This window comes from Pseudomonas sp. JL23 (assembly GCF_056933585.1).
Window position 1 is genome coordinate 4,277,414 of record NZ_CM167795.1, and the last position, 23,813, is coordinate 4,301,226.

The 23,813-nt window shown below is 59.5% G+C and carries 22 protein-coding genes; 9 read left to right on the forward strand and 13 right to left on the reverse strand.

All coding sequences use genetic code 11. The features are described from left to right. The first annotated feature begins 42 nt into the window (after positions 1 to 42). Positions 43 to 1,896 (forward strand): ABC transporter ATP-binding protein, encoded by a 1,854-nt coding sequence (locus tag AC1Z24_RS19830; protein WP_483742326.1) that lies wholly within the window; start codon positions 43 to 45, stop codon positions 1,894 to 1,896. A gap of 111 nt (positions 1,897 to 2,007) precedes the next feature. Then, positions 2,008 to 2,712 (forward strand): hypothetical protein, encoded by a 705-nt coding sequence (locus tag AC1Z24_RS19835; protein WP_483742327.1) that lies wholly within the window; start codon positions 2,008 to 2,010, stop codon positions 2,710 to 2,712. A 78-nt stretch (positions 2,713 to 2,790) separates the two neighbouring features. Here AC1Z24_RS19835 and AC1Z24_RS19840 read toward each other — a convergent pair whose 3' ends face one another. From AC1Z24_RS19840 to AC1Z24_RS19890, 11 genes are all read right to left on the reverse strand, one after another. Further along, positions 2,791 to 3,153, reverse strand: a complete 363-nt coding sequence (locus AC1Z24_RS19840; protein ID WP_483742328.1) for an SH3 domain-containing protein — start codon at positions 3,151 to 3,153, stop codon at positions 2,791 to 2,793. Between the two features lie 117 nt (positions 3,154 to 3,270). Then, positions 3,271 to 3,735: a hypothetical protein gene (locus AC1Z24_RS19845; RefSeq protein WP_483742329.1), complete on the reverse strand. Its 465-nt coding sequence runs from the start codon at positions 3,733 to 3,735 to the stop codon at positions 3,271 to 3,273. A gap of 217 nt (positions 3,736 to 3,952) precedes the next feature. Next, on the reverse strand, positions 3,953 to 5,575 hold the full coding sequence (locus tag AC1Z24_RS19850) for a methyl-accepting chemotaxis protein (RefSeq protein ID WP_483742330.1): 1,623 nt from the start codon (positions 5,573 to 5,575) through the stop codon (positions 3,953 to 3,955). A 468-nt stretch (positions 5,576 to 6,043) separates the two neighbouring features. Further along, complete coding sequence (locus AC1Z24_RS19855; protein WP_483742331.1) at positions 6,044 to 7,411, reverse strand: glutamine synthetase family protein; 1,368 nt, start codon at positions 7,409 to 7,411, stop codon at positions 6,044 to 6,046. Positions 7,412 to 7,488: 77 nt separating this feature from the next. Beyond that, positions 7,489 to 8,889, reverse strand: a complete 1,401-nt coding sequence (locus AC1Z24_RS19860) for an aspartate aminotransferase family protein (protein ID WP_483742332.1) — start codon at positions 8,887 to 8,889, stop codon at positions 7,489 to 7,491. 188 nt (positions 8,890 to 9,077) lie between these two features. Continuing rightward, positions 9,078 to 9,872 (reverse strand): SDR family NAD(P)-dependent oxidoreductase, encoded by a 795-nt coding sequence (locus AC1Z24_RS19865; RefSeq protein WP_483742333.1) that lies wholly within the window; start codon positions 9,870 to 9,872, stop codon positions 9,078 to 9,080. Positions 9,873 to 9,887: 15 nt separating this feature from the next. Then, positions 9,888 to 11,498 carry a gamma-glutamyltransferase family protein gene (locus AC1Z24_RS19870; RefSeq protein WP_483742334.1) on the reverse strand — a complete coding sequence of 537 codons (1,611 nt, stop codon included), beginning with the start codon at positions 11,496 to 11,498 and terminating at the stop codon, positions 9,888 to 9,890. A 22-nt stretch (positions 11,499 to 11,520) separates the two neighbouring features. After that, positions 11,521 to 12,300 (reverse strand): amino acid ABC transporter ATP-binding protein, encoded by a 780-nt coding sequence (locus AC1Z24_RS19875; RefSeq protein ID WP_483742335.1) that lies wholly within the window; start codon positions 12,298 to 12,300, stop codon positions 11,521 to 11,523. A gap of 2 nt (positions 12,301 to 12,302) precedes the next feature. After that, positions 12,303 to 13,079 (reverse strand): amino acid ABC transporter permease, encoded by a 777-nt coding sequence (locus AC1Z24_RS19880; RefSeq protein ID WP_483742336.1) that lies wholly within the window; start codon positions 13,077 to 13,079, stop codon positions 12,303 to 12,305. 12 nt (positions 13,080 to 13,091) lie between these two features. After that, entirely contained in the window at positions 13,092 to 13,898 is an 807-nt protein-coding gene (locus AC1Z24_RS19885) for an ABC transporter substrate-binding protein (RefSeq protein ID WP_483742337.1), read from the reverse strand. A gap of 76 nt (positions 13,899 to 13,974) precedes the next feature. Continuing rightward, the gene (locus AC1Z24_RS19890) at positions 13,975 to 14,643 is read right to left on the reverse strand and encodes a GntR family transcriptional regulator (RefSeq protein ID WP_483742338.1); all 669 of its coding nucleotides are present in this window, start codon (positions 14,641 to 14,643) and stop codon (positions 13,975 to 13,977) included. A gap of 314 nt (positions 14,644 to 14,957) precedes the next feature. Here AC1Z24_RS19890 and AC1Z24_RS19895 point away from each other — a divergent pair, with 314 nt between their 5' ends. Continuing rightward, the gene (locus AC1Z24_RS19895; RefSeq protein ID WP_483742339.1) at positions 14,958 to 15,416 is read left to right on the forward strand and encodes a thiol-disulfide oxidoreductase DCC family protein; all 459 of its coding nucleotides are present in this window, start codon (positions 14,958 to 14,960) and stop codon (positions 15,414 to 15,416) included. A gap of 109 nt (positions 15,417 to 15,525) precedes the next feature. Here the strand turns inward: AC1Z24_RS19895 and AC1Z24_RS19900 are convergent, their stop codons facing one another. After that, on the reverse strand, positions 15,526 to 16,314 hold the full coding sequence (locus AC1Z24_RS19900) for a substrate-binding periplasmic protein (protein ID WP_483746670.1): 789 nt from the start codon (positions 16,312 to 16,314) through the stop codon (positions 15,526 to 15,528). 240 nt (positions 16,315 to 16,554) lie between these two features. Then, positions 16,555 to 17,805 (reverse strand): D-tagatose-bisphosphate aldolase, class II, non-catalytic subunit, encoded by a 1,251-nt coding sequence (locus AC1Z24_RS19905; protein WP_483742340.1) that lies wholly within the window; start codon positions 17,803 to 17,805, stop codon positions 16,555 to 16,557. 202 nt (positions 17,806 to 18,007) lie between these two features. On the opposite strand from AC1Z24_RS19905, the gene AC1Z24_RS19910 reads away from it, so the two are divergent. Genes AC1Z24_RS19910 through AC1Z24_RS19935 form a run of 6 tightly spaced genes read left to right on the forward strand, consistent with a single transcriptional unit; the run spans position 18,008 to position 23,808 of the window. Beyond that, positions 18,008 to 18,808 (forward strand): DeoR/GlpR family DNA-binding transcription regulator, encoded by an 801-nt coding sequence (locus tag AC1Z24_RS19910; protein ID WP_483742341.1) that lies wholly within the window; start codon positions 18,008 to 18,010, stop codon positions 18,806 to 18,808. Continuing rightward, positions 18,805 to 19,776 carry an N-acetylglucosamine kinase gene (locus AC1Z24_RS19915; RefSeq protein WP_483742342.1) on the forward strand — a complete coding sequence of 324 codons (972 nt, stop codon included), beginning with the start codon at positions 18,805 to 18,807 and terminating at the stop codon, positions 19,774 to 19,776. The genes AC1Z24_RS19910 and AC1Z24_RS19915 overlap by 4 nt, the downstream gene beginning before the upstream one ends. Before the next feature lie 10 nt (positions 19,777 to 19,786). Further along, positions 19,787 to 21,055 carry an extracellular solute-binding protein gene (locus AC1Z24_RS19920; protein WP_483742343.1) on the forward strand — a complete coding sequence of 423 codons (1,269 nt, stop codon included), beginning with the start codon at positions 19,787 to 19,789 and terminating at the stop codon, positions 21,053 to 21,055. Next, positions 21,055 to 21,960, forward strand: coding sequence for a carbohydrate ABC transporter permease (locus AC1Z24_RS19925; protein ID WP_483746671.1), 906 nt, complete (start codon positions 21,055 to 21,057; stop codon positions 21,958 to 21,960). The genes AC1Z24_RS19920 and AC1Z24_RS19925 overlap by 1 nt, the downstream gene beginning before the upstream one ends. Next, positions 21,960 to 22,835, forward strand: coding sequence for a carbohydrate ABC transporter permease (locus AC1Z24_RS19930; RefSeq protein ID WP_483742344.1), 876 nt, complete (start codon positions 21,960 to 21,962; stop codon positions 22,833 to 22,835). The genes AC1Z24_RS19925 and AC1Z24_RS19930 overlap by 1 nt, the downstream gene beginning before the upstream one ends. A gap of 19 nt (positions 22,836 to 22,854) precedes the next feature. Next, positions 22,855 to 23,808: an SIS domain-containing protein gene (locus AC1Z24_RS19935; protein WP_483742345.1), complete on the forward strand. Its 954-nt coding sequence runs from the start codon at positions 22,855 to 22,857 to the stop codon at positions 23,806 to 23,808. Positions 23,809 to 23,813 lie beyond the last annotated feature (5 nt).

Below are 23,813 nucleotides of genomic sequence, written 5' to 3' on the forward strand. Positions count from 1 at the left end.
TAAATGTCAGAATCTCCTCACTGGATCGTTTTGGAGATCACTATGCTTGGCAAGTTTGAACAATGGCTCGACCCCTTCCCGCCTGACGAAGTACCGCCGCCGCCCGACGGTCTTGCGCGATTTCTCTGGGCCTGTACGCGGGGCGCCCGTGGTTACGTCCTTGCCCTCGCGCTACTCGCTGGCGGCGTGTCGATCTACGAAGCCTGGCTGTTTTCTTTTCTCGGGCAGGTCGTGGACCTGCTATCGACCTGGCAGGCCGGCGGTGATGGCGCCGCGCAGGAAAGTCGCGTGCTGTGGGGCATCGGCATCGTATTGCTGACCAGTATCGGGCTGGTCGCCTTGCGTACGATGGTACAGCACCAGGTACTGGCAATTAACCTGCCGCTGCGGCTGCGCTGGGATTTCCATCGACTCATGCTGCGCCAGAGCCTTTCGTTCTTCTCCGATGAGTTCTCCGGCCGGGTCACCACCAAGGTGATGCAGACGGCGCTGTCCGTGCGCGAAGTGCTGTTCACCATTATCGAGATCGCCCCCGGGATCGGGGTGTACTTCATCGCGATCATTGCACTGGCGGGCGGCTTCGACTTGAAACTGATGCTGCCTTTCATTGCCTGGGTAGCACTGTTCGGTCTGGCCATGGCGTATTTCGTGCCGCGACTGGGCAAAATCGGGCAGGAACAGGCCAATGCGCGGTCATCGATGACCGGGCGTATCTCGGATGCCTACACCAATATCACCACGGTGAAGCTGTTCTCCCACTCCAAGCGTGAAGCGCACTTTGCCCGCGCTGCCATGGAGGATTTCAAGCACACCGGCTTTCGCCAGATGCGCCTGGTCAGCCAGTTCGAGATCGTCAACCAGGCACTGGTGGTGGCCTTGATCATGGGCGCGGGCGGTTATGCCCTGTGGCTGTGGCATCAGGGCGAAGTCGGCACGGGTGCGGTGGCGGCGATTACCGCCATGGCGTTGCGCATCAATGGCATGTCGCACTGGATCATGTGGCAGATGACCTCTCTGTTCGAGAATATCGGCACGGTCCAGGATGGCATGGAGACGCTGACCCGCGGCCCCAAGGTGCAGGATGCGCCGGATGCTGGCGTGCTGCTTACCACCGGTGGCGCGGTGACCTTCGACAATGTGAGCTTCAATTACAACGGCGAACGTCAGGTGCTCGACAGCCTGAGCCTGAGCATCCGCCCAGGCGAAAAAATCGGTCTGGTGGGCCGCTCCGGCGCCGGTAAATCCACGCTCATCAACCTGCTGCTGCGCTTCTATGACGTGGACAAGGGCGAGATTCGCATCGACGGGCAAAACATCGCGCACGTCACCCAGGACAGCCTGCGCAGTGTCATCGGCATGGTCACTCAGGATACTTCCCTGCTGCACCGCTCCATTCGCGACAACATCGCCTATGGCCGCCCGGATGCAACCGACGAACAAATTCATCAAGCGGCGGCCGATGCCCAGGCCGATCGGTTCATCAGCCAACTGAGCGACAAGCAGGGCCACTCCGGCTACGACACGCTGGTGGGTGAGCGTGGTATCAAGCTGTCGGGCGGCCAGCGCCAACGTATCGCCATTGCCCGGGTGATGCTCAAGAATGCGCCGATCCTGCTGCTTGACGAGGCCACCAGCGCGCTGGACTCAGAAGTCGAAGTGGCCATTCAGGAGAGCCTTGATGAAATGATGCAAGGCAAGACAGTGATTGCCATCGCCCATCGCCTGTCCACGATTGCGGCCATGGACCGGCTTATCGTCATGGATGACGGACGCATTATCGAACAAGGCACCCACAGCGAATTGCTCGCCAGGAACGGCATCTATGCGCGCCTGTGGCATCACCAGAGCGGCGGGTTTCTCGGTGAAGATCAAGGCGTGGCTGAGGCCATGGAATAGCTTCGCTTATTCGACCAACCAGCTGATCCAGGGCGTGTGTGGCGGTAAGGCAACACTACACCGCCAGGCCGCCTGCACGCCCGCTGATCGCCGTACCCAAGGAGCAAGGTAATGTCGACACCACAACAGTTCATCGCCCGGATCTATCCCTCGTTCAACAAGATCGCCCGCAAGACCAGCGTGTCCGAAAAGCTTACGCTTGCCCAAGCCGCATCGCCGATGTGCTTTCTGACCACGAGCGCCTCTGGATGGCTGCTGGCCGCAGCTCTGCTACTGATGACGTCGACAGCTTCAGCCGCGCCAGGCAATGCGCACGCCGTGCAGACCCTGCTACGGGCATCGTCACCCGGTTCTGTGGTGACCTGCGCCGACGACACGCATGGCAATACCGCCTGCACCATCGATGGCACGGCGATCGATGCCGGTGACGACTGCACATCGAACATGTCATTCGGCGCCGTTGGCTCGGACAACGGTGTCACGCTCGAAGACAGCTTCAAGCCGTCTGCGGGCAAACCCGTCGCACACGTCGGCGTGAACCAGCTGCTCTGCCTGATAGGTATGCAACGCAAGGAAGGGGTCCTGGTGCGCGCACTGGTCATGGCTGTGCCGACTCGCACCGTGAAGCTCTGCAAGGGTAACGAACTGTGCGAGGGCGCCGACGCGAAAATCGAATGGAAACGCCCGGTCAGCGGCACCCCATGCACGCTCAAACCGAATGGTCACTACACGGGCGACTGTGCCACCGGATGGGTCAATGGCGAGGATATTGAGGAGTACTCGATGGGCCTCAAACCCGAGGACAATGGCGACTGAAGCCGACCTCTTGATGAATGCCCGCCGTAGCCACGCGATGGAGCCTCAGGCTCTATCGCTGCCCTTCCCACCGACGCATCATCCCCCGTCAGGCGGCGCCCCATAAGGCACACCCTTCTTGATCCGGTCTGCCTTTACCCAACCGGTATAGTCCTCGCCATCCTTGGCGACGAAGTTCACTTCCAGCCATGACTGGTCTTCAAGAATGGAGTAAATGGTGACGGCATCACCTGGAACGACGAAGATCTTCTTGTTGGCACAGGCTTCATCCGGCGCTAAATGGAAATGCACACGTCCAGTGCCAATCACCTCGCCTTGCAAGACCGGATGAAACTCAGGCACCGTGCCCGAGATCTTTTGCGCCAGGGCAGAACAGTTAACAGCAGCCTGGCTCACACCGCTGAACAGGCACAGGCACAACAGGCTTGAACGCAGATACATGGAGGGATTCCGTATGGATGGAGAATTTCGCTCCTGCCCAGGATCTGCAACAACGCAAACCCCGTAGACGCAAGGCTATGGGACAACCCCATAGATAATAATCAAGCGCCAATCGCTTTAAAAAAGACCGCTTTTGGTAGAGCCGCCCCAACTGTTCACATATCGCGCACATTGGTTGTGGTCATACTCTTTTAGAACGTATCGCGTGATCGTCCCAACACTGTTGGTGTAGAAGGTCAGCTCACAAAAACTGATCGGTTGCTGGTAGTAGCCGCCCGCAACTTCACCCATGACCATCTGGCCATTGCCGTCTTGGCCCATAGCCTCTTGATGAGTGGTATTGACGTAACTACCGTTGGTGCCGAAGTCCCAGTAATACCCGGTTTCATCGCCGTCCCGGAAAGACGGCGTGCGCGGCGTCCCCCATTGTTGCAACAATGAATTAACGTTATAGCCCACCCACGACTGGGCTGTTTCGTGCGGGTCTTTAATCAAAAGGCCAACACAACCACAGAGCGGTAGTGCCACAGCGAGTACACCGAGCTTCAGGGCGTGTCGGCTTGCCTGGGTCAATATCGACATCACAGAGACTACTCCATCGTCTTGATTGTTGGGACGGTCAGACGGCTATGCCAACGTTTGCGTATCGATTCAAGCGCTGGGGATCTCGTCTTGCACAACTCCGTCAGTTGCCAACAATGCGACAACACATCTCTGATTTCATTCGCCTGCTGCGTCGCCATAGCTCCATTGCTCCGCTTCAGCGCAGGATCAGACTTGATGGTTTTATGAACCGCTCCTACAACTGAAACTTGCTCACTTCAAGCTGCAGGCTGGTGGCAAGGTTTTTCAATCCGCCGCTCGTTTTGAGCAATTCCTGGACGGACATATTATTTTGTTCAGCCATCTGCGCCGAGCGCTCTACATTGCGAGCAACATCCTGGCTCGCCGCAGTTTGTTCACGCAAGGCAAGCGAAATTTGATCGACCACGTTCAGGACTTTGCCTGAGCTGTCGCGGATCTCGACAATGGCACGACCGGCAGTACCTGCCATTTCCACGCCATGATCCACTTCTTGAACGCCGCTGCGCATGCTTTCAACGGTGTCCCGAACGCCGAGCTGAATTTTCTCGATCATGCTGGCGATTTCCTTGGTCGATTTGCCTGTGTTCTGCGCCAACAGGCGCACCTCATCGGCTACCACGGCAAACCCGCGACCCTGTTCGCCCGCGCGAGCAGCCTCAATTGCGGCATTGAGTGCCAGCAGATTGGTCTGATCAGCGATGCCCTGGATAACACTGATAATCGAGGAGATTTGCTCCGAGTGCTGACCCAGACCGGCGACCTGCGTCGAGGAAAGCTGCACCGTCTTGGCAATGCCCATCATGCTGGACAGGGTATTTTCGATGACCTGTGCACCGTCGCTCGATTGCTGACCTGAGCGGGTAGCCAACTTGTGGGCCTCATCCGCATTTTCGGAGACGTGGTGAATACTGACCGTGAGTTCTTCCACGGTGGCTGCCATCATTGATGCCGACGTTGATTGTTCTTGGATAGCCCCGGAAAGTTGCTCGGATGCCCCTGAAATTTGCTGCACGGCGATGACCAGTTGATGGGCGGCCTGACTGATCTGTTGAATCATTTCCCGCAGGCGGATCTGCATGCGGTCGAAGGCTTTGGGCAACTCGTCGTGGCTGCTGGTATCGATCACGGTATCGAGTTTGCCGTTGGCAATCGCCGTCGCGGCGTCTATTGCCAGTTGCAGACGTGCCGTGGTGCTTCGACCCAACGAGGTGGCCAGAATGACAGACAGAACCGCCGCGACAAGGCCTCCCCAAAGCAGGATCAACAGCGCGAGATGCTTGGCGTCTGCCATTTCCTGGCTTCTTGTATTAAGCAGTTTGGTCTCAGCGGCAGATATCTCGGACAATACAGCGCGCATACTGTCCATTTTGGCTTTGTCAGCGCCCGATGTAATACGCTTGGTCAGTTCTTCATCAGGTACATTACGCTGAGTCAAATCTCGGCGCTGGGCAATAATCGAGTGAACGTCTTCATCGATCCAGCGCTTTTGAGTTTCACCCAATAAGGCCAGGCGTTGTTGTTGCTGCGCATTATCCGCCGTCAAGCTTTTGAGCGAGTTGAAAACTTCAACAAAGCGTTTCTCTCCCGCAATCGTCGGCTCCAGAAACGTATCTTTCGACGATATGGCAAAGCCACGCATGCCGGTTTCAATATTGATCAGTTGCTCAAGCGCCACCTGAGCTCCGCTCAGCACTTCATAACTATGAACATTGCTCTTGGTCGCCTCTTCGACCTGCTCAAAGCCTCGATAAGCGCTGACCACCAACATACCGATCAGCACTACGATAACGAGGAAGCTTAAATACAACTTTTGCGAAATGCTTAGTTTATTGAGCATGGGTTAAGTCCTGAAATGAGCCCTTCCCTGGCAGTTATGGAAGCGTGTAAGCATCTGACGGGTGACGCGGGTATCCTGCAAAACCAGAGGGATCGGGACGATGACGGCGAGCACACCAAACTTAATGGAAAAGCGTAATGGGTTAGCCAGGCACAAGGTTGGAATCAGGACATTCATGGAGTGCTCACAGCGCGGAATGGGACATCTGGTAGGTGGTTCGCAGGTGAGAACGGTCCATTTTGTCCAATGCTTGGCTGTGTCTGGCCCTCGGCCAATCAGGTCTTCTGCATCATTAAAACGGTTCATAGATTTTATCGGCGCTGAAACGGATATCTTTATACAAGGCTGTACAGATTTTTTGTTTTTTGTATAACCCCAGTACATCTTTGGACTGAGGCAACCGTTCGCATCGAACCGCGGCTATCGATCTCCTATGCCGCCAGCACGGTGATGCCGACGGCACAACACTCATGCGTGAGTGAGATACCAGCGCCAGTCCTGCTCTCCGACCTCAGCATTGAATTGACGCAACTCGCGCCACTTGATCGCCAGGAACACCTTGAGGAATTCAGCGCCCAATGCCTCGCGTGCCCAGGTTGAACGTTCCAGTGCCTGCAACGCTGTCAGCCAGTCTGTGGGTAGAAAATCGGTCGCCTGTTCATAGCCGTTGCCCACAATCGCCGCGCCGGGATCGCTTTGCTGAGTGATGCCGTAGTGAATGCCCGCAAGTACTGCGGCGGCGGCGAGATAGGGGTTGGCATCGGCACCGCAAATGCGGTGTTCGATGTGCCGACTTATCGCGGGGCCGCCGGGCACGCGGAATGAAACAGTACGATTGTTGACACCCCAACTTTTGGCCAGCGGCGCGTAACTGCCGGTCTGGAACCTGCGATATGAGTTGGCATGGGGGCAAAATATCGCCAGCGAGTCAAACAAGGTCGCCATCATCCCGCCAATGGAGTGACGCAACAGCGGCGTGCCCTGGGGGTCTTCGCTCGCATACAGGTTGTTACCCTGCTCGTCGGCCAGGCTGACGTGCAGGTGCAGACCGCTACCGGCCTGATCGCTGAATGGCTTGGCCATGAAGCATGCTTGCAGCCCATGCTTGTTGGCCACACCTTTGACCAGGCGTTTGTAACGTACACCTTCATCGATGGCCTGGAGTGCGTCGAAACGATGCTCCAACGTTAACTCGAGCTGGCCAGGAGCGTATTCGGAGATCGCCGTACGTACCGGCAGCCCTTGCAGCGCGCAGGCAGCATAGAGGTCATCAAGAAACGGTTGAACCTGCTCCAGTTCGTATACGCCGTAAACCTGCGGAGCAACAGGGCGTACGCCATTGGTTTGCGTCGCAGGCTGCGGTCGACCATTGACGTCACGCTTCTGGTCCAGCAGGTAAAACTCCAACTCAACGGCCATGACCGGATGGAATCCATCGGCCTTCAACAACTCGATGGCGTTCACCAGTACATGGCGCGGGTCGGCGGGCGCAGCGGGAAGCCCCTGGGTCGGGTGCATGCTCACCTGCACTTGACCGGTGGGATTGGTGCGCCAGGGTTGCAGGGTCAGGCTTCCCGGCAAGGGATAGGTCCAGCAATCAGCGTCCGCGACATCCCAGACCAGGCCAGTTTCGTCTACGTCCTCACCCTGCACGGTCAAGGCGAGAATAGAACTTGGCAGCGGCCGGCCGTTTTCGTAGATCGCCAGTAGTTCGTCGCGATGTAAGAGTTTGCCCCGTGGAACACCATTGGCGTCAATAAGAAACAACTCGATGCCCAACACTTCAGGGTGGGCGGCCAGATAATCCTCGGCCTCTTTTTTATCAGCAAATTGCATGTCAAACCTCTTAGCGCTCATTCAAGCGACTTGGCAGTATTTGAAATTTGAAAGACGTGAAGTTTTCAAACGCAAAGTTATGATCTGGCGACCCGAGCCCCAGGCAGGGCAAGCAGTGTGGCTAACGCGTTATCCAACTCTCCGATCAGCCTGTCGACATCCGATGAACTGGTCTGTGGGCAGCACAGGGTCATGTTGTGAAAAGGCGTAATAAGGATTCCGCGATTAATGAGGTACAGGTGCAACGCCATCTGAAGGCTGTCATGGAAAGCCGCCTCGGCTTGCGCACCTGTTCTTGGCGGGGTGGCACAGAATTGAAATTCACAGCGCGCACCCAACTCGGTTACCGACCAGTTCAGTTGGTGCTGCTTGAACAAATAGCGAAATCCCTCAGCCAGCCCTGATGCCAGGTGCAACATATGCTGGTAAGCCGACTCGGTCATGACTTCTTCGAGATTGGCCCGCATGCAACGCATCGCCAGCGCGTTGGCGGACAGCGTCGTCCCCATCCCACTGTGACCATGCCCACTGCTCTCTTCGCTAACGGTCTTCTGTACGCTCCTCATTGCTGACGCGACTTGCTCGGTCACGCCAAAGACTGCGCAAGGCACACCACCGGCGATGGGTTTACCCACCACGAAAAAGTCGGGGTCCAAATCCCATTGACGCGTGCACCCGCCGATACCCGTGGAAATGGTGTGAGTCTCATCGATGATCAACAAACTGCCGTACTGGCGCGTTAATTCGCGACACTTTTGCATGAAGCCCGGATCGGGCAGGACCATGCCTATGTTCGTCATCGCCGGCTCGCACATCAGCGCGCACACATCGCCCTGGGCTAAAGCAGCCTGCAGTGCGGCGACATCGTTGAAGGGGATGGATCGACTGTACTGCGCCAAGTCGTAGGCTTGGCCCACAAGACCTGCACGGTGCACTGTTTTGCCGTCACGATACCGCACCATCACGTCATCCACGGTGCCGTGATAGCAGCCGTCGAACACCAGCAAAACGTTGCGCTGGGTGATCGCGCGCGCCCAACGCAGAACATAACGATTGGCGTCAGTTGCAGAGGCTGTTACCTGCCAATAAGGCAGCTCGAATCGTTGAGCCAGCAACTCGCCGCAGACCACCGCGTCTTCGCCAGGCAGCATCGTGGTCAAGCCATTATTCGCCTGCTCGGCCATGGCACGGGCAACAGGATCAGGTGAATGGCCAAACATGGTGCCGGTGTCGCCCAGGCAAAAGTCGATGTATTCATGATCGTCAACATCGGTGAAGCGTGCACCTTTGGCACGCTTGACGAAAAGTGGCGAAGGCATGGACCAATCGCTCATCCAGTGCATGGGCACACCGTTGAACAGATTCGCCTTGGCGCGTTTGGCCAGACCCATTGAAGCGGGGTTGTTTTCTATAAATCGGGCACGCTCGGCGACGGTAAAAGCAGCAATCGCTGATTCACTGATTCCACTTTTCGACATGACGATCATCCTGTGTTAATTACAATAATTAGTTAAAATTCCGTTCCTGAAGGACAGCCAAATACGACGCAAAGAAGTTATCTCTGCTTTTGATATACCGCGCTTTATAAATCGCGACGATAGTACTTACCCAGGACCATTCGTTGATCGCGCTGGAAAGTATTCAAGCTTAATAGCCGGCTTGAGCATTAACACGCCCTGTTTTCGTGAGGGGCTTTGTTCTCGACCAGACAATTCCCGCCATCCACCACCAGGACTTCACCGGTGATGTAACTGGCGTCAGGAGACGCCAGAAATGCAACCGCCGCCGCCACTTCGCGGGGACTGCCTGCACGCCCTATAGGAGTGAAGCGCCCCGCCTCTGCTTCAGCGGGTGAAGTTGATCCCGTGGTGATCCATCCGGGCGCCACGCTGTTTACGGTGACTCCTTGCCTGGCGACTTCAAGTGCCAGTCCCATGCTCATGCCCACCATCGCAGCCTTGGCGGCGCTATAAGCGGCTTCGCCCGGATTGCTGCACCGAGTGCCCGTGGTGGAACTGATATTGACAATGCGCCCGTAATTTCGCGTCTTCATACCGGGCAAAACAGCTCGAGTCAGAAGAAAAGCTGTGGTGAGGTTTCTGGCCAGTGAAAGGTTCCACTCATGCAACTCCATCGCCGCCAACTCCGAGAAAATCTCAGGACTTCCTTGCATGGCCATACCGGCGTTATTCACCAGAATATCGACCCGTCCCCAGATTGACTCTGCCCACAGACTGAATTCGCGCACCTGACTTTCATCGGTGAGGTCAGCAGGCCGGCCTTCAACTTCAAACCCTTCAAGGCGCAGCTCTTCAACCCGGTCCGCGATGCGATTGCTGCTGGCAGTGATGATCAACTTCGCCCCGGATGCACCCAGCCTGCGAGCAATAGCCATACCAATTCCAAGTTCACTTCCGGCACCGCTGACAAGTGCCACATGCCCGTTCATTTCACTATTCATCATAGTGCTCCCCCGTTACCAAGCCGCGATATGTGAATCCGCCCGCGGCTCAGTACCGCCGCACAGCACACCAGTGACAGGATCACGCAGGATGATCTGCCCACGCCCGTAGTCGGTCAGGTCGCTGTCGGTCTGCACCTTGTGCCCACGCCGCGCCAGCGCATTGACCAGGTCGCGGGACGCGCCGTGTTCGATGCCAACCTTCATGTCGCCCAGCCATTGCCAGCGCGGTGCGTCCAGGGCCGCCTGGGGGTTGAGGCCGAAGTCCACCAGGTTCATCACCATCTGCACATGACCCTGGGGCTGCATATAGCCGCCCATCACGCCGAACGGGCCAAGGGCCTGCCCGTCTTTGGTGAGGAAGCCGGGGATGATGGTGTGGAAGGTTTTCTTGCCCGGCGCCAGGCAGTTGGCGTGGGCCGCATCAAGGCTGAATTCCTGCCCGCGATTCTGCAGGGCGATACCGCTATCGGGCAGCACCACACCGGAGCCGAAGCCGTGGTAGTTGCTTTGAATGAACGAGACCATATTGCCTTCGGCATCTGCCGTGGCCAGGTACACCGTGCCGCTGGCATGGGGGTCGCCGGGCTTGGGCGCCTGGGCCTGCTCGCCGATCTCGCCACGGCGACGAGTGCTGTAGTCGTCGCTGAGCAGGTCGGCTACCGCCACACGCATGTGCGCAGGGTCAGTGATGTAATGCAGGCCGTCGCTGTAGGCCAGCTTCATGGCTTCCAGCTGGCGATGCCAGGTCTGCTGGCTGTCACGGTGATCGAAGCTGAAGCCTTCGAGGATCTTCAGCGCCATCAGCGCGACCAGGCCCTGGCCGCTGGGCGGGATTTCCCAGACGTCGACGCCACGGTAGTTGATGTGGATCGGCTCCACCCACTGCGCACGGTAATCCTTGAGGTCGCTGGCGCGCAGGTAGCCGCCGCTGGCGCGCGAATGCGCATCCAGGCGCTCGGCCAGGGCACCGCGATACAGGCTTTCGCAGCGGGTGGCGGCGAGCTCTTCCAGGGTGCGGGCCTGGGCCGGGTTGCGGAAAATTTCGCCCGCCCGGGGTGCGCGCCCATCGATCAGGAAGGTGTCGAACCAGGCTTGCAGCACTTCGTTGCGATGCGGGCTGAATTCGCTCAAGGAGATCTGCCATTGATGGGCGACCACCGGCGACAACGGAAAACCGTCGCGTGCCAGGCTGATGGCCGGCTGCAGCAAATCGGCAAACGGCAACTTGCCGAAACGTTGCGACAGCTCGGCCCAGGCCGATGGGCAACCGGGCACGGTGACCGGGGTCCAGCCATACAACGGCATCTGCGCATGCCCGGCCGCCTTGACCGCCTCGACACTCAACGCAGCAGGTGCATGGCCATTGCCGTTCAGGCCGTGCAACTGGCCCTTGCACCAGACCAGAGCAAACGCATCGCCGCCCAGGCCGCAGCCGGTGGGCTCAACGACGGTGAGCGCCGCCGCCGTGGCGATGGCGGCATCAATGGCATTGCCACCCTGGTGCATGATCTGCATGCCGGCCTGGGCTGCCAGCGGTTGCGAGGCGGCGACCATGCCGCGACGGGCAAACACGCTCTGGCGCTGCGACGGATAAGGGTACTCGTGAGCAGAAAATTTCAACATGACGAAGGCTCTTCAAAAAAGGTCATAACACGCGGCTGAGAAACGCCCGGGTCCGTGGATGGCTGGGATGGCTGAAAATCTGTTCCGGCGGCCCTTGCTCGATGAGTTCGCCCTGATCGAGCACCACCACGCGGTCGGCCACTTCGCGGGCGAAGCCCATTTCATGGGTGACCACCACCATAGTCATGCCCTCCTCGGCCAGCTCCTTCATCACCTGCAAGACCTCGCCGACGGTTTCCGGGTCTAGGGCACTGGTGGGCTCGTCGAACAACATCGCCTGGGGTTTCATCGCCAGAGCACGCGCGATCGCCACCCGTTGCTGCTGGCCGCCGGAGAGCATCGACGGGTAATGACTGGCCTTGTCCGCCAAGCCAACCCGCGCCAGCAAACCGCGCGCCTGTTCCAGTGCTTCGGCACGCGGCACGCCGAGCACCTGGATCGGTGCTTCGATAATGTTTTCCAATGCGGTCATGTGCGGGAACAAATTGAAGCGCTGGAACACCATGCCAATGTCGCGGCGCTGGCGGGCAATGTTGCGCTCCGAATCGCGCACCAGACTGCCGTCAGCGCGCTCGCGATAACCCATGGCCCGGCCATTGACGCGAATGCGCCCGCCCTGGATGTCTTCCAGCAGGTTGATGCAGCGGATAAAGGTGGTCTTGCCAGAGCCGGAGGCGCCGATCAGCACCACGACTTCGCCGCGCCGTACTTGCAGGGAAATGCCCTTGAGGATCTGCAGCGCGCCGAACGATTTCTGGATATCCAGCGCTTCGATGATCAGCTCGTCACTTTTGTGCGCCATGGTTAACGTCCCCTCAGCAGTTTCAGGGTGCTGCGGCCGAACATACGACTGGCTGCGGGCGGCGGCGCAGAGGGACGGTCGGACTGGCCGAAGCGGTTTTCCAGCCAGCGCTGGAAAAAACCCCACAGGGTGGTCAGGGTCAGGAAATACAAGGCGACCACGAGGTACAACTCGAACACGCGGAAGGTCGCCGAGGTGACCATCTGGGTGCTGAGCAGCAACTCCTGGACACCGATCACGCTGACCAGCGTGGTGTTCTTGAGCATCACGTTGAACTCGTTGCCAAGCGGCGGCACGATCACCCGGAACGCCTGAGGCAGCACGATGCGCCGCATCAACTTGGCAAAGCCCATGCCCAGGGAACGCCCGGCTTCGTACTGGCCCTTGTCCACCGCGCCGATACCGGCGCGGATAATCTCGGCCATATACGCGCCTTCATTGAGGCCCAAGGCAATGATCGCCGCCTGGATGTTGCCGGGGATGATCAGGCCGAACAGCTCGATGTCCTCGAAGCGGAAGATCCCGCCCGCTGCCAGTGCGGTGTACAAAAACACGATCTGCACCAGCAACGGCGTGCCGCGCATCAGCCACACGTAAAGGCGTACCGGCAGGTGCAGCAGCGGGTTCTTCGACAGGCGCAGCAGCGCCGCCGCCAACCCCAGCGCACAGCCCAGCAGCATCGCCAGCACGCTGATCAGGCAGGTCAGCCACAGCCCTGTGAGGTACACCCCGCTGGGCTGCAGCAGGTAGTGCCAGAACACATCCCAATTGAAATTCATCGCGGGTTTGCCTCAGTCGAGTGTGTCGCTGCTGACGTGCCATTTGTTGAGCAATTGCACATAGCTGCCGTCGCTGCGCATGTCGCTGATGATCTGCTGCACGGCGACGGTCAGTTGCGGATCATCCTTGCGCATGCCCAGGCCGGTGAGGATGCGGCTGAACGCGGGGACGCCTTCCTGGAACAGGTCCGGAGCCATCGCTGCGTAATAACCGGCGGTTTCCACGGTGGTGCCGTAGGCGTCGGCCTGGCTGATGCGCAGCGCCTGGAAAGCATCGGTGTCGGTGTTGTAGACCACCAGCTTCATCGCTGGCTTGCCGACCTTGGTCAGGTTCTCATTCTGAGTGTCGAGCAGGGTCTTGATGGTGGAGCCGTTGAGCACCGCGACCTTATGTCCCGAGAGGTCGTCCAGGGTCTTGATGCCTTTCGGGTTGCCCTTGGGCACCACCACCGACTGGCTGGAATACATGTAGTTGACGATATCGATTACCTGACGCCGCTCGGGCTTGTCGAACAGTTGGTCGACGATCATGTCGCACTGCTGGGCAAGCAGCGCCGGCACCAGGCCGGAGAACGGGATCACCCGCCATTGCACCTGTTTGTTGCCCAGGCGCTTGGCAATCTCCAGGCCCAGGTCGACCGTGAGTCCCCGGGGTTTCTGGGCTTCGTCGAAGGACACCAGGGGCGGTGAATCCATTCCTGAGCAGTAGACAAGCTTATCGACTTTCTGCAGACGCTCCGGCACCTGGGGCGCTGCAACGGCCCATTGTGCGCAGAGACCAACAGAGGCAACCAACAGCAAGGCGCTATGTTTATGCATGACCAGACACTCCAGTTCGTTGAATAACGGGGCAGGAATCAACGTCTAAACACGAGCGGGTTCGGACCCGCCTCTCTTATTTTTCCAATTGCAGAAATTGAATCAGCAGCGGCACGGTGCTTTCGATGTGTTCGCGCACCACAGCTTCGGCACCGGCGGCGTCACCGGCGCGAATCGCGTCGAGGATCACCGCGTGTTCCTGATGCGCGCTCATGGGTTTTTCGCTGTGCTGCAACCACAGGCGCATGGGCGCTTCCACCAGTGAGTAGAGAGCCGAAATCTGCTTCATCAAGCGCGGGCGACCGCTGAGGCTGCACAAATATTCATGGAAGGCGCGGTGGCAGCGGACCCACGCGGCGTTCTCGTCGCGGTAGTCATCCATCTCATCCAACAAGCGCTCCAGCGCTGCCAGTTGGCGCTCGCCAATACGGCTGACCGCAACGCGCACCGCCAAACCCTCCAGGGCGCTGCGCATCTCGAAGACTTCGTGTAGTTCGTCGATATCCAGGCCGCTGACGATCGCGCCACGGTTTGGCCGCAGGGTCACAAGCCCCTGGGCATCGAGGCGTCGAAAGGCTTCGCGCACGGGCATGCGGCTCATGCCGATTTCGCTGGCAATGTCCTCGGCAATCAGGCGATCGCCCTTGCGGTAGCGGCCGCTGCAGATCGCGTTGAGCAGGAAGTTGTAGGCCTCCTCCTCGGCGGTAAGGGGCTGGCGGTCAACATAGGTCGGGACAAATTGCATCAAGGCACCCTTTGTATTTTTGTATCCAATTATCCACGAATACAAAAAGCAGGATACGTGCCAACAGATCAAACACAACCCTAAGCAATTGATTCAAATAGCATCGTTTGTCCAAGTAGGGTGAAGAAGCGGGAAAACTGAAAGAGGCGGCGCTACCTAATGGCACAAACGCTCCCTGTTTCTGTGCAAGAAGGTAGCGATTGCTGGATTGGATGTGCAGTCAGCGGATTGCGGCGCAACTCCGGCCTCCACTGGCAACGCAACGCTACCGCGCTCTAAAATGCCTGCAGTCGCTGCCTACAGAGAACTCTGCAATGTCCGTCTCTCTGATCCGCCCTGCCTCCGCGCCGTTTCTGCAAACCGGAGAAACCGTGGTGCTGTTCGACGGTGTCTGCAAGCTGTGTTACGGCTGGGCGAAGTTTTTGATCCGTCATGACCGTCGTTATCGCGTCCGACTGGCTACCGTGCAGTCAACCGAAGGGCAAGCCTTGCTGGCCTGGGCAGGTTTGCCGGTGGATGCCTTTGACACCATGGCGGTCATTCGCGACCGGCATTATTGGGTGCGGTCGGAGGCGTTCTTCGAAGTGGTAGCGCTGTTACCGGCAGCATGGCCAACGCTGCGACTTTTGCGTGTTTTTCCGCAGTGGTTGCGAGATTGGGCTTACGACCGCATTGCACTCAACCGTTATCGCCTGTTTGGCAAATACGAGGTTTGCCTGTTGCCGACCCCGGATCATCAGCGGCGATTTCTACAACTAAAAGAAGGGGTTTGAATTGCGCGCAGCAGGTCTGCTGCCTGAAACGCACGATTGGCGCGGCCGGGTTACTTGATGCTGCGCCAGGGAAATTGGCGACGCCAGCAGCTCGTGCAGGCCGAATGGCTTACGGATTCACCCCCTGCCGCTGCTGTTCGCTCCACAGCTCCAGATTCGACTGCACAAGCGCTTGAGGCAGGGGACTGGATACTATTTTCTGCATCTCAACGTTTATCCGGTTTCTTAGAGCGGGATAAATGCACTGTGTGTTGCGTGAAAGCGCCAGATAAAGTCCCTCGCTGCTGATTGGTGGCTCAAGAGGCTCTACGGCAGTATCCATGCCCAGTTTTTTAGTCAGGGCCCGTCCAGGGAACTGCTCGAAAATCACAAAATCGTTGCGTTTGAGGATGAGCTTTTGGAAGGCCTGGCTGGCTGTGGGTACTGCCTCGAGCGACAGGTTGGCTTTGGCATAATCATCAAACGCCTGGCCGTAGCTGTTGTTGACCAGCGTTCCGCCACTGTGCCCAACCAGGTCAGACCATCCGTGATAGGGGAATGCTTCGTTTTGCCTCACCCAAATCATGCTGGACGTAAAAAGAAACGCCGGGCGCACAAAATCCAGAGTCCGCTCACGATCAGTAGTCAGAAAATATCCGGCCAGCATATCAACGCGCCCCGATCTCACCTCTTCCTGCGCCCGTGACCAGGGGCCTGCGTAAATAACGTCGATTTGTAGCCCTAAAAGCGTCCCCAAGTGTTTGATCAAGTCGGCATTGGCACCGATGAGTTGATTAGGGTTGTGCGGATCCCGCCACAAGTAGGGAGGGTATTCGGCATTGCCGGTTGCCGTCAGGTGATCGCAAGCACTCTCGCTCATCGCCATGCCAGAGTGCAGCAGCGCGACGGCTATAGACATGAACGCGCATAAACGACGTCCGATCATGGAGAGCCTCTGAGAGAAATCACACGTATAAGCGGTATGCCCATGGCAAACGACCGCTCGCCGCAGTCAGGGTCCGCTCATCGCGCCTCTCAGTCTAGCTTATAAGCACAACCAGAACAGTTGACCCGGGCTGTGTGCTATCCGTTGCTTGCGAGCTATCGTTTCGGCACCTGCCCGTCACTCATCAACTCAAGGTACAAGGATCACACCACTTCAGCATTCTCCTGCAGATAGGCTCGCCTCCTGGCCTGCCCCGCCACCACAAGCCTCGCGATACTGACGCAGCACGCGAGCGATAACCGCCAGCACCAACCCTCTGGCCGTGGTATCCCCTGCGCCATTGGCCACCTGCGGATAGATCTGCGGCAGGTATTGGCTGACCAGGGTTTCCGCTATGGGCCGATCGCCCAGTGCTGTGAATAGCTGATCCACCGCCTCGCTCGCAGTCTCGAACGGCCAGTAATAGCGTATGCGATCGCTGTAGCTGAAATGCCGCTGCAGCCGCAGCGCTGCCTCGTCACCGTGGTAATACTTGTTCCAGTGATGGGGGTCGTCCTGCATCAGCGCTTCCATGACCCGGTACAGCTGTTTGTCTTCAGGCAACAGCTGGAGCGTCGCGGCAATCTGGTCGAGGGCATACAGCGCCTCGCGCAGGGCGAAGGTCAGGCCGGGGCCGACCTTGAGGATGGCGAATCCGTCATGCACCAGCCCGCTGAGTGCGCAGACTGGCTGGTAGTCGGTGGAGTGGGCTTCGAATACCACTTGGGGCTCCTGCTGCAGAACAGCACTAAGCTCACGGGCCTTGTCGGCCTGGTAGACCACCACGTTTTCATTACCGAACTCGACGCCCGGCTGCACCACCAGTCCGACCACCCGCCCATAGGCGCTTTGCAGGCCGAGAGCGGCGAAGGCCTGGCGGTGCAACGCCAGGGTTTCCCGGGCGTCTTCGGGTGTGGTGACCGCCAGGTCTTCGACCTTTTCCAGCGACCCGCCCGGCACTGGCACCTCAGTGCCGATCACATACACCGGCAGCGGCATCCCGGCAGCGTTGACCGTACGCTCGACCACAGCAGCCAGGCGGGCTGCGCGCTCGGCAATAACGGCCCTAGGCAACGGATCGCTTTCGCCTGCACAGGCCATGCTGGCGTCCAGGTGAATTTTGGAAAAACCGGCCCGTGCATAGGCTTCCAGCATCAGCTCGGCCCGGGCCATGGCCTGCTCGGCCGGCAACTCCTTCCAGGGGTTGGGCCCCAGATGATCACCGCCCAATATCAGGCGCCGGGGATCAAAACCCACCCGTTCGACAATGCCCAGGACAAACTGGCGAAAGTCCGTCGGGGTCATGCCAGTGTAGCCGCCCTCATGGTTGACCTGATTACAGGTCGCCTCGATCAGCACCGGCCCGTCGTCGCCCAGTGCCTCGCGCAAAGCCGCTTCAATCACCAAAGCATGGGCCGAGCACACGGAAGTAATCCCTGTCGGTCTGCCGTGTGCATGAGCATCCGCTAGTTTTTGAAGATAATGAGCTTGCATGACCGGTGCCTCTCGATAACGTTGGGAGGTCACCTTACGAGAGCCAAACAATCAAAATCAATCATAAATTTGATTGACAGTGATTTTTTAGTCTCTATATTTCCATTCAATGAATCACTAACGAGCATTCACAGTGACCAAAGACGAACGCCTTTCGCTGATCTGCCAGCACCTGTACAGCCATGGCGAGAGCACCATCCAGACCATCGCCGATATTGCCGATGCGTCCCTGGCCACCGTGCGCCGGGACCTGTTGAGCCTCGAAGCCGACGGCACCATCCACCGTACCCACGGTGGCGCCCGCATCGCCAAGAGCGCCGGTGTCGAAGTCGCCTTCGACCTGCGGGAAAACCAGAACCTGTTCGCCAAGCGGGCGATTGCCGAAGTGGCCTACGAGCAGATCGTCCCCGGCTCCTCGATCTTTCTCGACGCCGGGACCACCGTCCTGCAACTGGCCCGACGCCTGCGTCTGGACCCGCTGCCTCTGTCGGTATTCACCAACTGCCTGAATGTTGCCCAAGTGCTGATGAATACCCCCGGCATCACCATTGTCCTGCTGGGCGGGCAATTGCGTGCAGAGAACGCCTCGATGGTCGGCGCCCTGGCCGAAGCGATGATCGAGAACCTCTGGTTCGACCAGCTGTTTCTCGGAGCTGGCGCCATTGCCCCGGATGCCTGCATCTACAGCCTCGACGCCAGTGAGGCGCAGCTCAATCAGAAAATGCTGGCACGGGCCGGGAGCACTCTGTTGCTGGCCGATTCGAGCAAGTTCGACCAGCGCCTGACGTACCGCGTCGCCCCGCTGAGCCCGGCACTGACGGTCATCAGCGACGAGCAGTTGTCCGGCAAATGGCAGGCACGCCTGCAAGAGCTGGGCAGCCCGCTGCTCAAGGGCTCAGCCCAGGCCCTGGCCGCCGAGGACCACAAGGCATGAACACCTGCATCCTGGGACTGGACAGCGGAGGCTCGAAAACCCTTCTGGCAATCGCTGATCGCCAGGGCCAGGTGCTCAAGCTTGAAGTGGCCAGCGGACTCGACCCCGTGGCCAACACTGACTGGCAACGTCAGCTCCAAGCGCTGCTGACGTCAGTCGCCGACCTTCCCCTCGCGGCGGCCGCATTGGGCCTGCCCCTGCACGGCGAACTGGCCGAGTGCTCTCTTGTCCAGCAGGACATTGCCCGGCAAGCCCTGCGCTGCCCGGTGACGGTGGAAAACGACGTACGCATCGCCTTCGACGGTGCCTTTACCGGCCGTTCGGCAGGCGTGCTGATACTGGCGGGCACCGGTTCCATGGCCTGGGCCAGTCGCAATGAACCTGACGCGCCCTATGTGCGGGTCGGTGGCTGGGGCGACGTTTTCGGCGACGAAGGCAGCGCCTACTGGATTGGCTTGCAGGCGCTGGTCATTGCCAGTCGCACCCTCGATGGACGGGGCAACGAACAGCAACTGACTCGCGCATTGCTTGAGCATCTGCAACTCGCCCCCGAGCAACTGGCGGGCTGGGTCTATGAACGAGCTAACCGTCGCGCCAGCGTCGCGGCATTGGCCCGGCAGGTTTCAGCCTGGGCCGACGCGGGTAACAACGCAGCCATCGGTGTACTGCAGGCCGCTGCGGGGCATCTGGCCGAACACGTCACGGCTGCCTGGCGAGCAATCGGTCAACCAGGCGCGCCGCTCTGGAGCTATGCCGGGGGCGTTTTCGCCAATCCGTCGATCATCGAACAACTGCGCCAGCACCTGGGCACAGCCCCCTGCCCGCCACGCCTGCCGCCGGTAGGTGGTGCACTCTGGCGCGCAGCCCATAACGCGGGATGGAACCCCGATAACCAGTGGATAGAACACCTGTCTTCAAGCCTGCACAACACCCTTGCACTGCCATCAACCTCCCCTTTTCCGATGTAGAGGTTTTGCCATGCTCCGACGCCATCTGATCGCTTCGCTCGTCATGCTGCCCCTGTCGTTCGCCATTCCGGCGTTCGCGACCATAGCCAGTGCGGCCAGCGCTGCCGCCGCCACTGAAGTCCTGTTGCCGCCGTGGGGCACCCTGCCCAAGGCCATGACCGACCGCTTGACCGCCGAGACGGGCACGACTCTGGAAACCCAGACCCTGGGCTGGGACCAGATACTGACCAAGATCGCCACGTCGATGATCGCCGGCAGCCCGCCTGGTGACGCCACCGAAATGGACTGGTCATGGGTCGGGCAGTTTGGTGCCGCCAACTGGTATCAGCCCCTCGAAGGCGTCGTGGATGCGGCGACCATTGCCGATATCCCTTCGGCCAAGCTGTTTGTGTTCAATGGTCAGTTGCTGGCAGTGCCCTACGCCAACGACTTTCGGGTGCTGATCTACAACAGCGACCACCTCAAGCGCGCAGGCATCGCTGCGGCACCGACCACGCCGGAGCAACTGCTGGCCGACGCCAAGGCCATCAAGGCCAAGAATATTGCCCAGTACCCCATCGCCCTGCCGCTGTCGGCCACCGAAGGCAGTGCCACGGCCTGGTATCTGTTGACCAAGGTATTTGGCGGCGAGCTGTTCAACGACAAATTCGAAGCGCAATTCATCAAGCCTGATTCGGCGGGCTACAAGGCCCTGGCCTTTGAAGTGGAGGCCCTCAAGGCAGGCCTGATCAGCCCGGCGGCCACCGGCCTGAAAGACGTCGAAGTCCAAGAGCTGTTCAAGAAAGGCGACGCCTCGTTCGACCTGGCAGGCTGGGCCGGCAATATCGCGGTCTACAGCGATCCGGCCAAATCCCAGGTGGCCGATCACGTCGCCGCAGCATTGATGCTCACCACTACCGGCACTGCCCGTACCATCGGCCTGCCTGAGGCCGTGGGGATCCCTGCCACGGCGAAGAACAAGGACGGCGCCAAGACCTTTATCAACTGGTTCATCAAGCCGCAGAACCAGATCGAAAGCTATGAAACCCTGGGCAACCTGCCGACCCGCACCAGCGTGCTCAAGCAGCTCAACAGCGAAGGTAAGCTCAAGAGCGGTGACGTGATTCTGCAGCAGGCCGGCCTAGTCGATCCGCTGTTCAAGCAAGGTACGCCGGTCTGGTATCCACAATTCACCAGTGCGGTTTCCAGTGCGCTGAACCAGGCGGCGAAAGGTCAATTGACCGTTGCCCAGGCGGTCGCCCAGATCGCTGAACAAGCCCAGAGCGCGATGCAACCGTGATGACTCTAGCCTCGTTCAGGGAGCGCTTGCGTCCCGTACCCGGTGAGACCTGGCTTGGGCTGGTGTACGTGCTGCCGATTATCCTGGTGATGGCCAGCCTGGTCTTCGTACCGCTGGTGACCACGGTGCTCGACAGCCTGTACCGCATCGACCCGATGCGCCCGGGCACGCCCTTCGTCGGGCTGCTTAATTACCAGAACCTGACCACAGACAGCAACGTCCAGCACGCCACCTGGAACACCCTGGTCTACGTGGTGCTGGCCGTGGTGCTGGAGACGGCCGGAGGCCTGGGCGCCGCCCTGTTGCTCAACAAGGTACGTCGTGGTCGGCAGTGGTTGCTGGCGGTACTGGTGCTGCCCTGGTGCCTGCCGCCAGTGGTCAATGCCCTGGTCTGGCTGTGGATCTACAACCCCAGCTACGGCCTGCTGAACAACCTGCTGAAGGCGGTGGGGCTGCTCGACGAGAACGTGGTGTGGTTCAACGATCACAACACCGCATTGCTGTTAGTGGCGCTGGTCCATGTCTGGCGCATGTTGCCCCTCACCGCAATCATCCTGCTGGCGGCGTTGCAGGCCATTCCCGCAGACCTTTATGAAGCGGCGAAGCTGGACGGTGCCGGGCGGATCAAGTGTTTTCGCATGATCACCCTGCCGCTGATTGCCGGTGGCCTGGCCATTGCCCTCAGTCAGTCGACGGTGTTTGCCTTCAACCTGTTCGACGAAGCCTGGATCCTCAACGGCTCGAGCCTGGATACCCGCAGCCTGATCATCCAGGTGTACATGTCGGCGTTCCAGAACCTCAAGTTCTCCTACGGCATGGCGCTGTCAGTCCTGGCCATGATCGCCTCGCTGGTGGTCTCGATGATCTACGTGCTCAAGGTCTACCGCGAAACGAGGTTCGACTGATGCGCAAACTTACCCTGCAATTGCTCGGCAAGGCCGGCTTTGCCCTGGCCGTGCTCATCCTCGTGCTGTGGTCCCTGGGGCCGGTGTACTGGGCGGTGATCACCAGTTTCACCGATCCCAGGGACATGCTCAGTGACCATCTGAGCCTGTGGCCACAACACCCGACCCTGGAGCATTTTGCCAAGCTGTTCGGTGCCAGCAGCACCTCCCAGGGCAATGAAGTGCAGTCGGTCTGGCCGCAGTTCTCCCGGGCCTTCATCAACAGTCTGGTGACCTCGGTCGCCGCGACTCTGGTGACCCTGGTCGCCGCCGCCTTTGGTGGCTATGCCTTCGTCAGGTTGCGTTTTCCCGGGCGCAACCTGCTGTTCGGTCTCGTCGTGGCGAGCATGGCCGTGCCGGCCTACACCGTGATGATCCCGCTGTACCGCCTGATGATTTCCCTGCACCTGATCGACACTTATCTGGGCGTGACACTGATCTACGTATCGGCGTTCCTGCCCCTGGCCCTGTGGTTGATGCGCAGCGTGTATCAGTCCTTGCCGGTGTCGCTGGAAGAAGCCGCCTGGCTCGATGGCGCAAGCCGTACCTACACCCTGCTGCGGATCGTCCTGCCACTGGCGGCGCCGGGCCTTATCGCCACGGCGATCCTCACCTTTCTCAGCGCCTGGGGCCAGTTCATGGTGCCCCTGGTGTTCTCCCCGTCACTGGCGACCAAGTCGCTGACGGTGCTGATTCCGGAATTCGTCACCCGCAACTACGTCGACTACGGCCTGATGAACGCCGCAGGTGTCGTCGCCATGCTGCCGCCAGTTCTGCTGGTGATTTTCCTCAACCGTTTCCTCGTGCGCGGGCTGATTGCCGGCGCGACCAAATAGCGCCTCAAGGACTCTATTCATGAATGTCACTGAACAAGTTATCGTCGAGCAGTTTCCATTCTGGGCCCCTGCCCTGACCCAGAGCCTGCCGACCCTCAATGCCGCGACTATCGTGGTAGTCGGCTGTGGCACTTCTTACTACCTGGCTCAGGTGGTCGCCAGCGCACTGAACCTCAACGGCAAGCGCGCCATCGCCGTACCGGGCGGCGAGTGGGCGCGGCGCCCCGAAGCCTATCTAGCCAATTATCAGGATGCTCAGGTCATCGCCCTGTCGCGCAGTGGCGAATCCACCGAGACCGTGCAGGCCGTACAGGCCAGCCGCGTGCGTGGCCTGAAGACCCTGGGCATTACCTGTGAAAGCGCCAGCAGCCTGGCCAAGTGCAGCGATGAAGTACTGTTCGCCCCGACCCACGCCCTGGAAGGCATCGTCATGAGCAGCTCGGCCAGCCTGATGCTGTTGCTCGGCCTGCGTCTGGCCAGTGTTCAGATCGAAGAAGCCATCCTCGCGCGCGCCGAACAGGCCATGCAGGCCCTGGACCGGCAGTTGAGCGACAGCGTGCTGTCGCGCTCGCACTTCGTCTACCTGGGCGGCGGCGCCTATTACGGCCTGGCCAGCGAAGGTGCATTGAAACTGCAAGAGATGAGCCTGACCTACACCCAGGTGTTTCACCCAATGGAATATCGCCATGGCCCCATCAGCCTGGTGGACGCCAAGACCTGCGTGGTGCTGATCTACAGCCCGCAGACGGCTGATGAAGAAGCAACGCTGTACGCCGAACTCAAGGAAAAAGGTGCGCTGGTGATCGGCTTCGACGGGCCGGGTGACATTTCCATCGACGTCACCCGCACCGGTCTGGGCCGCAGCCTGGAAATCCTCCCGGCCCTGCAGCTGTTTGGCGAACGCCTGGCCCAGTACAAAAACCTGGACAGCACCGCGCCGCGCCACCTCACCAAGGTCGTGCGTCTTTCCTGAATCAG